This window comes from Hymenobacter plasmatis (assembly GCF_020711255.1).
GTDB lineage: Bacteria > Bacteroidota > Bacteroidia > Cytophagales > Hymenobacteraceae > Hymenobacter.
On sequence record NZ_JAJFAW010000011.1, the window covers coordinates 59243 to 71992 of the forward strand.

Genomic DNA, 12750 nt, shown 5'->3' on the forward strand with positions numbered 1-12750 from the left:
CGGGCACAGAGCCGCGGGCCGCAGTCCGAGCGGCTTTCAAAGGGCGTTCCAAGGGAGAGAGTGCTGTCAGATTGACAGCGGGCGGGGCTGCAGCTCTACAAGCCGGGCAGGTACAACGCTTCGGGCTCCGACATCAGATGGGACGTGTCGGGAATCTCGGGGCCGTACACGGCATGCCATTCGGCGAGCAGGGCCGGGAGCCGGTCCGAGAAGTCGCTGAGCCAATGCAAGCCGGGAGTAGCCGTCAGGAAATACTGAATGTCGAACTTGATAAACGGGCGCGACATGGCAATGAGCGAGTCGATGGCCAATTGGTTGTGCACCCGGCGGCGGTTGATGGCCAGCACCATGCGCTCGAGCGGCAGCTTCACCAGCCCCGGCATCCAGTTTATCCCCAGCCACACCTGGTCGTACACCGAGATGTCGGGGAAGCTGTTCATGTCCAGCAGGATGAGCCGCACTTCCAGCCGGCGGGCCAGCTCCAGCAATTGCTCCGCGCTCTTGCGGAACGTTCGAATGTCTTCGCCCGAGGCCCATTCTACGCGCAACAGGCCCAAGGCTTCGTCGTGCTGCAGAGAAAGGTCGGTAATAGTGTTATTTATCACAAAAAAAAGCCGGGCTAGGCCGGATGATACAAATATAATGAGCTGGATACGTAAAAGCTCATCCGCATGGCTAGGGCCGAATGATAAAAGTGCAATAGCTTAGCCTCCAAGCTTCCGGGTTTCCGCCCATCTTTGCACTATGCACGCCCTGCGTTCCCATATCGCCCTGTTGCTGCTGCTCTGCCTCACGCGGACGCTGCTGCCCGAGGCGTGGATTCTGGCGCTGCACCCGCACGCCCACACCGCAGAACCGGCCCAAACATCGGTTTTCGAGCACAAGGGCAAGGCCTTGGTCGGTGCCAAGCACCAGCATTGCGAGGTGGAGCAGTTTTATAATGCCGCCTTCCAGCCCGCGCTGCCGCTTCCGTTTCCCCGGCCGCGGGTAGCGCCGCGCTATGCCGCGGTGGGCGCGGCCGGGGCCGTGCGCGTGGTAGCCGGGCGGCTGCTTCGGTCGTCGGCCCTGCGCGGGCCACCTAGCCGCGCCTAGCACCGGCACCGTACAGTCTTTCTAATTGATAATCCCCTTACCGCGGCCGCGGCCGTGCCCTGGCACGAGCTGGCGGCTGGCGCGGGTCTGGCTTTTTTCACATGCTTCCTTCTTTCACTCGCTTTCCCTTATTTGTGGCATTGGCGGTATCTCCGCTGCTGCTGGCAGCCCAGCAAATTCCGCCAGCAACTGCGGCGCGCGGGCGCACCGCGGCCCCGCCGTTTACGGGCCGCGTCGTCGACGCGGCTTCCGGCGAGGGGCTGCCCGGCGCCAACGTTATTTTCGAAGACCTCAAGCAAGGCACCGCCACCGGAGCCGACGGCAGCTTCAGCTTTAACAACCTGCCCCGGGGGCGCTTTACGGTTCAGATTCGCTCGTTGGGCTACAACACCGTGACCCAGACCGTAGACACCGGCAGCGGCCAGCCGCTGGAAGTGAAGCTGGTGGTGGCCGCTACCGAAATCGGGCAGGTGGTGGTGACGGGGGTGTCGCAGGCCACGGAGCTGCGCCGCTCGCCGGTGCCCACGTCCGTGGTCGACCGCACCCGGCTCAACCAGACGTCGGCTGGCAACATCGTCGACGCCATAGCCCACACGCCCGGCGTGAGCCAGATTACCACCGGCGCGGCCATCAGCAAGCCCGTGGTGCGCGGGTTGGGCTACAACCGCGTCATCACCCTGAACAACGGCGCCAAGCAAGAAGGCCAGCAGTGGGGCGACGAGCACGGCGTGGAGATTGACGAGTTCAGCATCGAGCGGGCCGAGATTATCAAGGGGCCGGGCTCGCTGCTCTACGGCTCCGATGCCATGGCCGGCGTCATCAACTTCGTGGCGCCCGACCCGGTGGAGGAAGGCCGCATCACGGGCGTGGCCACGGCCAACTACCAGGCCAACAACCACCAGCAGGGCTACTCCTTCCAGAACGCCGGCAACCTCAACGGCTTCAACTGGCTGGTGCGCGGCACCCACAAGGTGGCCGGCGACTACCGCAACCGCTACGATGGCCGGGTGTACAACTCCGGCTTCGGCGAAAACGACGCCAACGGCTACGTGGGCCTGAATAAGGTGTGGGGCTATTCGCACCTCACCTTCAGCACCTTCAACCAGCGGCTGGGGCTCACCGAAGGCACCCGCAATGCGAACGGCCGCTTCGTGAAGGACGTGCCCGCCGGCCACGACCGGGCCGGCGCCGACAGCACCACCGCCGTGCCCGTGACCGACGCCGACCTGCACGGCTACGGCCTGGCCGTGCCCCGGCAGCAGGTCAACCACCTGCGCGTCGGCCTCGACAACAACATCATCATGGGCGACAAAGGCGGCCGGCTCACGCTGCAAGTAAGCTACCAGCAGAACCTGCGGCGCGAATTCGGCAACGTATACGACCCGGCCGAAACCTCGCTCTACTTCCAGCTGCGCACCGTGGATTATTCGCTGCGCTACTTCCTGCCCGAGCTAAACGGCTGGCACCTGACTGTGGGCACCAGCGGCCTGCACCAGCAAAACCGCAACCTGGGGCTGGAATTCCTGATTCCGGCCTACCGCACCAACGAGGGCGGGGCCTTTGCCGTGGCCAAAAAGACCATCGGCGCGCTCGACATCAGCGGGGGCCTGCGCTACGACGTGCGCCGCATCACGGCCGATGCGCTGTACCTGGATGCCAACGAGCGGCCCACTTCCGGCAGTACTTACGGCGCCCAGACCAAGTTCCTAGGCTTTGTGAGCACCTTCAGCAACTACAGCGGCAGCCTGGGCGCGGCCTATAGCGTAAACGAGCGGCTGACGGCAAAAGGCAACCTCTCGCGCGGCTTCCGGGCGCCCAACATTGCCGAGCTGGGCTCGAATGGCAAGCACGAGGGCACCATCCGCTACGAAGTCGGCAACGACCGGCTGCAGGCCGAAACCAGCCTGCAGGTCGACGCCGGCCTGAGCTACGTGACCGACCACGTACGCTTCAGCGTCGATGCGTTCGAAAACAGCATCGACAACTACATTTTCACGCGCCGCCTGCTCACCGCCGCCGGGGCCGACTCGCTGAACAACGGCGACGGCGTGTACCGCTACGAGCAGGGCCGCGCCCGCCTCTACGGCGGCGAGGTCAGCCTCGACTTCCACCCCCACCCGCTCGACTGGCTGCACTTTGAAAACTCCTTTTCCATGGTGCGGGCCGAACAGCTAAACCGCCCCGAGAGCGAGCGGTACCTGCCGTTTATCCCCGCCGACCGGCTGCAGTCGGAGCTGCGGGCCAACTTCCGCCGCCAGGGCAAGCGCATCACGAACCCCTACGCCCGGGTGCAGCTGGAGCACACCTTCGCCCAAAACCGCTTCTTCTCGGCGTTCGATACCGAAACGGCCACGCCCGGCTACACCCTCATTAACGCCGGCCTGGGAACTGACCTGGCCAATGCGCAGGGCAAAACCTTGTTCTCCTTGTTTATCACGGCCAACAATCTCTTCGACGTGGGCTACCAGAGCCACCTGAGCCGGCTCAAGTACGCCGACTACAACTACGCCAACGGCCGCCGCGGCGTGTTCAACCAGGGCCGCAACGTGAGCGTGCGGCTGGTGGTGCCCCTGGCGTTTAAGTAGTTTGGTTTTGTCATGAAAAAAGCCGTCCGCTTTCGATTTGGAGAGCGGGCGGCTTTTTTTTCGTATCCATGAGGTGATAGTTGGGTCAAAAATGGATTAATTGATACCATGTCCACTCCAATGACAACCTCCTTCCTTCCGCCCCCGGCCACTCCCGCCGCCACCCTGCGGCAGGAGCTGCTAGCCAACCGCGAGCGTGCTCTGACCCAGCTGTACCGGCGGGCCTTTCCGCTGGTGCGGCGGCACGTGCAGCGCCACAGCGGCTCGGCGCAGGACGCGCAGGACGTTTTCCACGACGCCCTGCTGCTCCTCTACGAACAGGCCGTGGGCGGCACGCTGGAGCTGCGGGCCTCGGCCAGTACCTACTTGGTGGGCATCAGCCGCAACCTGTGGCACCACGAGCTGCGGCGCCGGGCCCGGCACCCCCTGGCGCCCCTGGAGGCGGAAACAGCCCAACTTGTGGCCGATGCGCCCGACGCCACGGCAGAAACCGCCGCGGGGGTGCTCGATTACGTGGAGCGCCTGGGCGAAAAATGCAAGAGCATTTTGCTGTCCTTCTACTACTTCGGACAGCCCCTGGAGCAGATTGCGGCGGCCCACCAGTACCGCTCGGTGCGCTCGGCCACGGTGCAGAAGTTTAAGTGCCTGGAGCGGCTACGCCAAGCCGTGCGGGCCGTGGCATCGTCGGAAACCATTACTTTTTAAGCCATGCGCCCCGAGCTCGAACGCTTGTTTCTGATTGAGCAACAGCTGCTGAACACCCCGGAGGCCCTCCCGCCGGCCGAGTGGAACCTGCGCCGGCTCCTGGATGCCGACCTGGAAGCCGATGCGGCAGCCCAGCAGCGCCTTTACCAGGGGCTGCGTCGGGCCGGGCGCCGCCAGCTGCGGCGCGAGCTGGCCGCCATTCATGCCCAGCTGCACCACCAGCGGCCGCGCTCCTGGCGTGCGTGGGGACGCCACTTTCTCGCCTGGGTTCGGGCGTGGTGGGTGCCGGCCAGCCATCTGACGAGCTGATTTTATTGCCTTTACGGGGCTGCTTGCCCGGTGCTTCCCGAGCACTATTGGGCTTGCCCTGCCCGACGATTCTCCACCACCTCAACCCACGTTACTCCGATGCTGAATAAACAAGAGTTTCGCAAGTTCGCCGTGCACGGCCAGGGACTAAACGGCCTGGGCGTGGACCAGTACTTCACGCACCTCGAAGGCCTGGCCCGGCCCTACGTGCACAACATGACCCGCTCAGTAATTGAGGAGCGCCCCACGCGCTTCGCCGAAATCGACGTGTTTTCGCGCCTTATCATGGACCGGATTGTGTTCCTGGGGCAGGCCGTCGACGACAACATCGCCAACATCATCAACGCCCAGCTGCTGTTTCTGGAGTCGGCCGACACCACGAAAGACATTCTGCTCTACATCAACTCGCCCGGCGGCTCGGTGTATGCCGGCCTGGGCATGTACGACACCATGCAATACGTGCGCCCCGACGTGGCTACCATTTGCACGGGCCTCGCCGCGTCGATGGGCGCCTTCCTGCTGGCCGGTGGCGCGCTGGGCAAGCGCTCGGCCCTGCCGCACGCCCGCGTGATGATTCACCAGCCCTCGGGCGGGGTGCAAGGACCGTCGGCCGACATTGAAATCACGGCCCGCGAAGTGGTGAAGCTGCGCCAGGAGCTGTACGGCATCTACGCCGAGCGCACCGGCAAGACCTACCAGCAGATCCACGACGACTCGGACCGCGACTACTGGATGCGCGCCGACGAAGCCCGGGAATACGGCTTGATTGACGAAGTGCTGATGCGCCCGCCGAACTAAGGCTTTGGCGGGCACTGGACGGCGTCGATTGCACCCAATGCGCGGCCTTTACGTTATTCGCACAAGCCTTTGCTTTATTCCATGCCCCACGACCATTCGCACGGCCACGCCGGACACGTGCACGCCGCGCCGCCCCCCGGCGGGGCCTTCAGCGCGGCCTTTGCCACCGGCATTGCCCTCAACATCGCCTTTGTTATCGCCGAAACCATTGGCGGACTCGCGGCCCACTCGGCCGCGCTGCTCGCCGATGCCGGCCACAACCTGAGCGACGTGCTGAGTTTGGCGCTGGCATGGGGCGCGGCCTGGCTGGGCGGGCGCCGGTCGTCGACCCGGTTCACGTACGGCTACAAGGGTGCCACCATTCAGGCGGCGCTGCTGAACGCGGCGCTGCTGTACGCAGCGCTGGGCTTTATACTGTGGGAAACCATTGACCACCTGCGCCACCCCGCTCCCGTGAATGGCCAGACGGTGATGCTGCTGGCGGGCCTGGGCATCGTCATCAACGGCTTCACGGCCTGGCTGTTTCGCCACGGGCAGAAGAGCGACGTGAACGTGCGCGGTGCCTACCTGCACATGCTCACCGATGCGCTGGTGAGCGCGGGCGTGGTGCTGGGCGGTGGGCTGGTGATGTGGACCGGCTGGACCTGGCTGGACCCCATCATCAGCTTCGGCATCCTGGCCATGATTGCGGTGAGTTCCTGGGGGCTGCTGCGCGACACCGTGCGCCTGGGCCTGCAGGCCGTGCCCGAAGGCATTGACCTGGCGGCCGTGCGCAGCTTCTTGCTCCAGCAACCCGACGTGCTGAGCGTACACGACCTGCACATCTGGAGCCTGAGCAGCGGCGACCACGACACCGCCCTCACGGCCCACCTCGTGCGCCCCGGCGGCGCCGATGCCGCTTGGCTGGCCCGCTTGGCCAAGGGGCTGGAAACCGAGTTCCACATCCACCACAGCACCGTGCAGGTAGAAGACGGCCCCACGCCCGGCGGCTGCGCCAGCGGCTGCTCGACTTCCGACCACCCGGTGGAAGCCGCCGCGGCCGCGGCCAGCCACTGAGAAGCACAGATAACGGTGGAGGCAAAAGTTGGTGCTACATTTCGCCATGCAAGCCACTCAATCCACCAAAACCACCGTCTTCACGGCCGCTGTCATTGTGGCGGCGCTGGGCTACTTCGTTGATATCTACGACCTAATATTGTTCAGCATCGTGCGGGTCAAAAGCCTTAACGAGCTGGGCATCATCGACAAAACCCAGGTCACCAACCAAGGCCTGTTCCTCATCAACATGCAGATGGGCGGCATGCTGCTCGGGGGCATTTTGTGGGGCATCCTGGGCGATAAGCGCGGGCGGCTGTCGGTGCTGTTTGGCTCCATTCTGCTTTATTCCCTAGCCAACATCGCCAACGGCTTCGTTACGAGCATCGACCAGTACGCCTGGCTGCGGCTTATTGCCGGCGTGGGGCTGGCCGGCGAGCTAGGCGCAGGCATCACCCTGGTGAGCGAGAGCCTGCCCAAGGAAAAGCGCGGCTACGGCACCATGATAGTGGCCACCGTGGGCGTGAGCGGCGCCATGCTGGGCTACTGGGTGGGCGAGCAGTTGGGCTGGCGCAATGCCTACTTCGTGGGCGGCGGGCTGGGCCTGGCGCTGCTGGTGCTGCGCGTGAGCGTGTTCGAGTCGGGCATGTTTCAGCAGGTGCAGGCCCAGACCGAGGTGGTGCGCGGCAACTTCCTGAGTTTATTCACCCACCCCGAGCGCCTGGGCAAGTACCTGCGGGTGCTTCTGATTGGGGTGCCGCTGTGGTTTGTTATCGGCATTCTCATCACGCTGGCGCCGGAGTTTGGGCGGGTGCTCGGCCTCACCGGCGAGGTCACGGCCGGACTGGCGGTGTTCTGGTGCTACTTCGGGCTGGTGTTCGGCGACTTTATCAGCGGGGCGCTCAGCCAGCTGTGGCACAGCCGCAACAAGGCGTTGAAAGTGTTCCTAGGCTTTTGCGTGGCGCTGGTGGCCGTTTACCTGTTTGGGATAAAGGGCGCTACCCCCACCATGTTTTACGCCGTGTGCTTTGTGCTGGGCGTATCGGTGGGCTTTTGGGCGCTGTTTGTAACGGTGGCCGCCGAGCAGTTTGGCACCAACCTGCGGGCCACGGTGGCCACCACGGCGCCCAACTTTGCCCGCGGCTCGGTGGTGCTGCTGGTGCCGGCGTTTAAGTACCTGAGCGGGGCGCTGGGCTTCATCCCGGGCGCGGCGGTGCTGGGCGGCGTGTCGCTGCTGGTGGCCTTCTGGGCCGTGAGCACCCTGCCCGAGAGCTACGGCAAAGACCTGGACTACGTGGAGGAGTAGTCCCCCTGGTTTCCAGGGACTTTCTTAGATAGCCCGGCGCATTTCGAGCATATGCGCCGCAAAGCCGGCCTTCTCATAAGCCCGCACCGCGGGCTGGTTGTGGGCGTATACTTCGAGGCGCATTTCGGTTAGCCCCTGCGCGGCCGCCCACTGCGTAAGGTGCTGTAGAATAAGGCCGTTTAGGCCTTGCCCGCGGTAGGCCGGCGCTACGTACATGAAGCCCAGGTAGGCGTACTGTTCGTGTTTTAAGTACGGCTTGGCCGCTAGTATCCGGGCGTAGCCGGAGCCCACCACCTGCTGCTCTACTTCGGCTACCAGCACCAGCGCCTGGGAGCTGGCAATCAGCTCCGGCAGCTGATAATAGTGGATAGTTTCTTCGCGGAGCGTGGGGTCAAACGGTCTTTCGGCCTCGACAACCCCTTGCTCAAAGCGCAGCAGGGTTTCCAGGTCGTTGAGCGTAGCGGGGCGAATGCGGACCTCGGCCATAAAGCACAGTGGAATAAGGAGCGGATGAGCAAGCAAAATACGACCTGCTGCCGGCCGCAGACTTACCCCCGGCCAACTTCCGGTCCCCGGCCCCGTTTGAGGAGGTAATCCTTAGTTGATTGATTTTTAAATCCCATCATGAAAACCCTCATCCTCAGCGGCGCCCTCTTGGTCGCCTTGTTCACCGCCACCGCTGCTTCGGCCCAAACCACGCCGAGCCCCACCCCCACGACCACTACTGACCCCACCGCCGTGCCGCTCACCCCCGAGCAGCAGAAGCAGCGCGCCGACGAAGCCAAAGCCGCTTACGAAACGCAGAAGCAGCAATCCAACGCCTCTGACCAGTCGGTGCGCGAAAGCAAAAACCGGCTGAAAGAGCAGGCCAACAACGAGAAAGACCTAAAAAAGCAGCTCCGCGAGCAGCACGACCAGCAAAAGGCCCAGAAGGCCCAGCTCAAGGAGCAGCGCCACACCGCCGACGCCGCCAAAAAGCAAGAGCGGGCGGCCCGCGACCAGGCCAAAGCCGAAAAGCGCCGCGCCAAGGAAATGGGCGCGAACAAGTAATTCCGGGATGCTCCCAACTGAAAGCTCCGGCCAAGGCCGGGGCTTTTTTGTTGCCCCTTGAAAAACGCCAAGCAATTAGGCCTCATTACTCTGGCCCGTAAAAGCCGTCGTGCTTTCGGCTCAACTTAGCGCCCCCCTCTACCTTCGTTCTTCTTCCTCATTACTCCCTTCATGTCGGCGCCCACCAAAAACACTCCCATGTACTACCCGTGGCACCATTTCGTGCTGCTGCCCCTGGCCCTACTCCTGGCTGGCTACACCGTGCTGCGCTATACCAAAGTAGCGGGCGACGATGACCAGATAGCCCGGCTCTGGTTTAGCGTGGCGGCGCTGGCGGTCATTGGCCTGGGCGTGCTCTTGATGCTGCGCCAACACTACGCGCTACAGCTGCAGGACCGAATCTGCCGCCTCGAAGTGCGCCAACGCTATTTTGAGCTGAGCGGTCAGCGCTTCGCTCCCCTCGAAGAGCAGCTCAGCGTCAGCCAAATCCTGAGCCTCCGCCTGGCCGGCGACGCCGAGCTGGCCCCCCTGGCCCAGGCCGCCGTAGCCGAACGACTTTCGCCAAAAGCCATTCAGGGCCGTATTACCAATTTCCAGTTTGATTCCATGCGCGTCTGACCAGGAGAATTGAGCCAAGGAACGAGGGCGTGAACCGTCATTCTTTCTTTTCCGGCGCCTCATTTACCCCGTCACCTTCGCACTCAGCTTCTCTTTTTATGATTCTCTACAACGTTACCAGCAGCATAGAGCCGGCCGTGGCCGACAAGTGGCTGGACTACATGCGCACCACCCACATGCCCGAGGTGATGGAAACCGGCTTTTTCCTGAAAAGCCAGCTCTGCCGCCTGCTCAACGAAGAAGATGACGGCATCACCTATGCCGCCCAATACTACTGCCTCAGCGTGGAGCAGCTGGAGGAATACCAGCGCCTGTGCGCCCCCGCCCTGCGCGCCGACATGGAAGCCCACTTCGCGGGCCAGTATGTTTCTTTCCGCACGGTGCTGGAGGTGGTAGAATAAGCTGGCTCTGCCGCCCCGGCGGGGCACGAAAACGGCCTTGGTGCTGTTGAAAAAGCACCCTATGAAAAACATTATTTTCTTCGGCGACAGCCTGACGGCAGGCCACGGCCTGCCGGCTGCCGCCAGCTTTCCCGCCCTTATTCAGCGGCGACTCGACGAGCACCCGCTTCCTTATAGAGCTTACAACTACGGCGTGAGCGGCGATACCAGTGCCGGCGGGCGGCAGCGCCTGGCGGCGGTGCTGGCCCGGCACCCGGTCGATGTGTTTGTACTGGCCCTGGGGGCCAACGACGGCATCCGGGGCATTCCGGTGCGCGAAACCACTCACAACCTCCAGTTCATCATCGACGCCGTGAAGCTGCACTACCCCGAGGCGCAGCTGGTGCTGGCCGGGCTCGAATTCCCGTTCGACCTAGGCCCGCTGGGCGGCCACCGTCTGGCCCACTACGCCACCGAGTTCAAAGCCCTGTTCCGGACCCTGGCCGAGAAAAACAGCCTCCCCTTCGTGCCGTTTCTACTACAGGGTGTGCTGGGCCGCCACGACCTAAACCTCGCCGACGGCGTGCACCCCAACGCGGCGGGCCAGAAAATCCTGGCCGAGAACGTGTGGCAGGTGCTGGCGCCCCTGCTCGGCGTCACGGTCAGCTTTTAGCCCAACTAGCCCAGTGCTAGAAGTCGAACAGATTTCCCTGTACCGGCTGCGGAATGATGAACGGCGGGGGCACGGCGATGCCGGTGAGCGCGCGCATTTTCTCCAGAAAGTACGTGGCTAGTATTGGCGCGTGCCGCACGTCTTTCTGGTGGATAAAGAAGTAGATGTCGTGTACGCCCTGGGCCACCCAGGCGGCCAGGCGGTCGGCCCAGGCATCGGCGCGCTGGTAGTCGGTGCTGTGTAAGCCGTGGCCGTTGAAGCGGATGAAGGCCACCGGCGTGGTCAGGCGCATGGCCAGCACGTCGCGCCGGCCGGCCACGTCAGTTATCACCAGTGTCTTGTTAAGGGCTTCGAAGGTGGCAAACACGGCATCGGCTAGGCCCTTGTCGGCAAACCAGCGGGGGTGGCGCAGCTCCACGGCCAACGGCACCGTCTCCGGAAAGTCGAGCAGAAACCGTTCGAGGCGCGGCAGGTGCTCGGGGCCGAAATGCGGCGGCAGCTGCAGAAACGCCCAGCCCAGGTTGTCCTCCAGGCTTTCGAAGGCCCGCGCCATGGGCACCACCAGGTCGTCGGCCTGAAACAGCTCCCGCTCGTGGCTGATGCTGCGCGGCAGCTTGGGGCAGAACTTGAAACCCGGCCCCACGGCCTCGCGCCAACGCCGCACGGTGCCCGCATCGGGAATGCGGTAGTGCGTGGTATTCAGCTCAATGCTATTGAACTGCTGCGCGTAGTAGTGCAGGTAGTCGGGCTCTTTGATGCCGGCTGGGAAGTACGTGCCCAGCCACTCCTTGTTGGTCCAGATGGGGCAGCCCACGTGCAGGCCGGCCGGCGAGGGCTGGGCCGGGCGGGCCCGGGCCAGCACCCGGGCCGTTTCGGGGTGGTCGGGCGGCAGCCGAAAATCAACGTAGCGCAGGTCGGGCAGGCGGCCGAAATCCATGGGGCAAAGGTAGGGCCCCAGCGGGGCGAGCTCTACCTTGCTTACGAAAAATGCCCGACTTCTGCAACCCTGCTTCGGAGGTAGTTGGGGAGCCAATGCCCGAATTTTATACGGGCCATATAATCTAATTTTTGCACCCGCACAATGACTTTGGGTCCAAACCGCAAAATATAGTTTGCGGCGCCTCACGGCTACTTTTTCAGAAGCTTCTTGAATTAATTAAATGCAAGTTTTCTGGATAAAGGACAATTTTTAGCCTAAGCGCGTTAGCAGATGGCAGTAGATTTTTAGCATTGGGCCGGCGGTAGGCCTATGTTTGTTTTGCTCACCATCTGCAAAACGCATGATTTTATTCCGTCCCTCGAGATTACCTGTCCTCTCCAGCTTTCTTTTCTTCCTGCTGACTTTGTTGAGCGCTCCGGCGCACGCCACCACTGGCACCACCAAATCAGCGTCTGCCCCGAGCACTGCCGCCACTACCGTGTTGCGGGGCCGGGCTTCCTGGTACGGCAGTTATTTTCAGGGCAAACGGACCACCAGCGGCGAGCGGTACAACCGGTTCAAGTACACCTGCGCACACAAAACCCTGCCTTTCGGCACCCGCTTGCGCGTTACGAACGTGAAAAACGGCAAAGCTGTGGTGGTACGCGTGAGCGACCGCGGCCCGTTCCGCCACGAGCGGATTCTGGACCTTTCGGAAATTGCGGCCCGCCCCCTGGGCATCACCGAATGCGGCGCCGCCACGGTAGTGGCCGAAGTAGTAGCCGCCGATACGCCCCTGGGCCCGGCCAGCACCCCCGACAACCTGGCCGCGCTGTACGCCGCCGACCCCAACCCCGACGCGGCCTTCACCACCTACTCGGTGCCCACGGCTGCCGACCCCGCCGCCACCGAAACCCCGGCGTCGCTGATTGCGGCCTCGACGGTGACCAAGACCGAGGTAATCACCACCACCGAATCGGTTAACTGCCCCGCCGGCTTCCTCATTCAGGCCGGCTCCTTCACCGACGTGGCTAATGCCCGCAGCGTGCAGGCCCGCATCAAGTCACTGTTGCCGGAGGTGAAAGTGGAAGTGTCGCAGTACTTGCTCGACGGCCGCCAGCGCAGCCGCGTGCTCGTGGGCAACTTCGGCGAACGCCCCGAGGCCGAAGCCGTGCGCCAGCAGCTCATGGTATGGGGCATTGGCGGGCTCGTGCGCGAGGTGGCCCTGCGGTGAGTGTAGTGGCTCGTTTTTAGTTGTTTGTTATTAGGCTGCGTCCTGA

The 12750-nt window shown here is 63.5% G+C and carries 15 protein-coding genes; 12 read left to right on the top strand and 3 right to left on the bottom strand.

Annotated features, from left to right (window positions below; genetic code table 11):
- Positions 1-95: 95 nt before the first annotated feature.
- The gene (locus LJ738_RS09890) at positions 96-605 is read right to left on the bottom strand and encodes a hypothetical protein (RefSeq protein WP_227786160.1); all 510 of its coding nucleotides are present in this window, start codon (positions 603-605) and stop codon (positions 96-98) included.
- A gap of 139 nt (positions 606-744) precedes the next feature.
- Between LJ738_RS09890 and LJ738_RS09895 the strand changes: the two genes are divergently transcribed.
- The 7 genes from LJ738_RS09895 (at position 745) to LJ738_RS09925 (ending at position 7830) form a co-directional block, all read left to right on the top strand.
- A complete protein-coding gene (locus LJ738_RS09895; protein WP_227786161.1) occupies positions 745-1092 on the top strand; it encodes a hypothetical protein in 348 nt (115 codons plus the stop codon).
- 101 nt (positions 1093-1193) lie between these two features.
- Positions 1194-3677 (top strand): TonB-dependent receptor, encoded by a 2484-nt coding sequence (locus LJ738_RS09900; RefSeq protein ID WP_227786162.1) that lies wholly within the window; start codon positions 1194-1196, stop codon positions 3675-3677.
- Positions 3678-3785: 108 nt separating this feature from the next.
- Positions 3786-4382 carry an RNA polymerase sigma factor gene (locus tag LJ738_RS09905; protein ID WP_227786163.1) on the top strand — a complete coding sequence of 199 codons (597 nt, stop codon included), beginning with the start codon at positions 3786-3788 and terminating at the stop codon, positions 4380-4382.
- Positions 4383-4385: 3 nt separating this feature from the next.
- Positions 4386-4691: a hypothetical protein gene (locus LJ738_RS09910; protein WP_227786164.1), complete on the top strand. Its 306-nt coding sequence runs from the start codon at positions 4386-4388 to the stop codon at positions 4689-4691.
- A gap of 99 nt (positions 4692-4790) precedes the next feature.
- Positions 4791-5489 (top strand): ClpP family protease, encoded by a 699-nt coding sequence (locus tag LJ738_RS09915; RefSeq protein ID WP_262907641.1) that lies wholly within the window; start codon positions 4791-4793, stop codon positions 5487-5489.
- An 81-nt stretch (positions 5490-5570) separates the two neighbouring features.
- Positions 5571-6545 carry a cation diffusion facilitator family transporter gene (locus LJ738_RS09920; protein ID WP_227786165.1) on the top strand — a complete coding sequence of 325 codons (975 nt, stop codon included), beginning with the start codon at positions 5571-5573 and terminating at the stop codon, positions 6543-6545.
- A gap of 46 nt (positions 6546-6591) precedes the next feature.
- The gene (locus tag LJ738_RS09925; protein WP_227786166.1) at positions 6592-7830 is read left to right on the top strand and encodes an MFS transporter; all 1239 of its coding nucleotides are present in this window, start codon (positions 6592-6594) and stop codon (positions 7828-7830) included.
- A 24-nt stretch (positions 7831-7854) separates the two neighbouring features.
- On the opposite strand, the gene LJ738_RS09930 is transcribed toward LJ738_RS09925, so the two are convergent.
- Positions 7855-8316 carry a GNAT family N-acetyltransferase gene (locus tag LJ738_RS09930; RefSeq protein WP_227786167.1) on the bottom strand — a complete coding sequence of 154 codons (462 nt, stop codon included), beginning with the start codon at positions 8314-8316 and terminating at the stop codon, positions 7855-7857.
- Positions 8317-8454: 138 nt separating this feature from the next.
- Here LJ738_RS09930 and LJ738_RS09935 point away from each other — a divergent pair, with 138 nt between their 5' ends.
- The 4 genes from LJ738_RS09935 (at position 8455) to LJ738_RS09950 (ending at position 10551) form a co-directional block, all read left to right on the top strand.
- A complete protein-coding gene (locus LJ738_RS09935) occupies positions 8455-8880 on the top strand; it encodes a hypothetical protein (RefSeq protein WP_227786168.1) in 426 nt (141 codons plus the stop codon).
- A 171-nt stretch (positions 8881-9051) separates the two neighbouring features.
- Entirely contained in the window at positions 9052-9498 is a 447-nt protein-coding gene (locus LJ738_RS09940) for a DUF6526 family protein (RefSeq protein WP_227786169.1), read from the top strand.
- A 98-nt stretch (positions 9499-9596) separates the two neighbouring features.
- Entirely contained in the window at positions 9597-9899 is a 303-nt protein-coding gene (locus tag LJ738_RS09945) for a DUF4286 family protein (protein WP_227786170.1), read from the top strand.
- 61 nt (positions 9900-9960) lie between these two features.
- Positions 9961-10551: an arylesterase gene (locus LJ738_RS09950; RefSeq protein WP_227786171.1), complete on the top strand. Its 591-nt coding sequence runs from the start codon at positions 9961-9963 to the stop codon at positions 10549-10551.
- 16 nt (positions 10552-10567) lie between these two features.
- Here the strand turns inward: LJ738_RS09950 and LJ738_RS09955 are convergent, their stop codons facing one another.
- Complete coding sequence (locus LJ738_RS09955; protein WP_227786172.1) at positions 10568-11488, bottom strand: DUF72 domain-containing protein; 921 nt, start codon at positions 11486-11488, stop codon at positions 10568-10570.
- Between the two features lie 406 nt (positions 11489-11894).
- On the opposite strand from LJ738_RS09955, the gene LJ738_RS09960 reads away from it, so the two are divergent.
- Entirely contained in the window at positions 11895-12704 is an 810-nt protein-coding gene (locus LJ738_RS09960) for a septal ring lytic transglycosylase RlpA family protein (protein ID WP_227786173.1), read from the top strand.
- Positions 12705-12750: the final 46 nt, after the last annotated feature.

Excerpts from the sequence above, each read along its gene's own strand:
- LJ738_RS09915 (WP_262907641.1), top strand. The coding sequence starts at position 4,791 with ATGCTGAATAAACAAGAGTTTCGCAAGTTCGCCGTGCACGGCCAGGGA.
- LJ738_RS09930 (WP_227786167.1), bottom strand. The coding sequence starts at position 8,316 with ATGGCCGAGGTCCGCATTCGCCCCGCTACGCTCAACGACCTGGAAACC.
- LJ738_RS09910 (WP_227786164.1), top strand. The coding sequence starts at position 4,386 with ATGCGCCCCGAGCTCGAACGCTTGTTTCTGATTGAGCAACAGCTGCTG.
- LJ738_RS09905 (WP_227786163.1), top strand. The coding sequence starts at position 3,786 with ATGTCCACTCCAATGACAACCTCCTTCCTTCCGCCCCCGGCCACTCCC.
- LJ738_RS09895 (WP_227786161.1), top strand. The coding sequence starts at position 745 with ATGCACGCCCTGCGTTCCCATATCGCCCTGTTGCTGCTGCTCTGCCTC.
- LJ738_RS09925 (WP_227786166.1), top strand. The coding sequence starts at position 6,592 with ATGCAAGCCACTCAATCCACCAAAACCACCGTCTTCACGGCCGCTGTC.
- LJ738_RS09945 (WP_227786170.1), top strand. The coding sequence starts at position 9,597 with ATGATTCTCTACAACGTTACCAGCAGCATAGAGCCGGCCGTGGCCGAC.
- LJ738_RS09920 (WP_227786165.1), top strand. The coding sequence starts at position 5,571 with ATGCCCCACGACCATTCGCACGGCCACGCCGGACACGTGCACGCCGCG.
- LJ738_RS09955 (WP_227786172.1), bottom strand. The coding sequence starts at position 11,488 with ATGGATTTCGGCCGCCTGCCCGACCTGCGCTACGTTGATTTTCGGCTG.
- LJ738_RS09950 (WP_227786171.1), top strand. The coding sequence starts at position 9,961 with ATGAAAAACATTATTTTCTTCGGCGACAGCCTGACGGCAGGCCACGGC.
- LJ738_RS09935 (WP_227786168.1), top strand. The coding sequence starts at position 8,455 with ATGAAAACCCTCATCCTCAGCGGCGCCCTCTTGGTCGCCTTGTTCACC.
- LJ738_RS09900 (WP_227786162.1), top strand. The coding sequence starts at position 1,194 with ATGCTTCCTTCTTTCACTCGCTTTCCCTTATTTGTGGCATTGGCGGTA.
- LJ738_RS09940 (WP_227786169.1), top strand. The coding sequence starts at position 9,052 with ATGTCGGCGCCCACCAAAAACACTCCCATGTACTACCCGTGGCACCAT.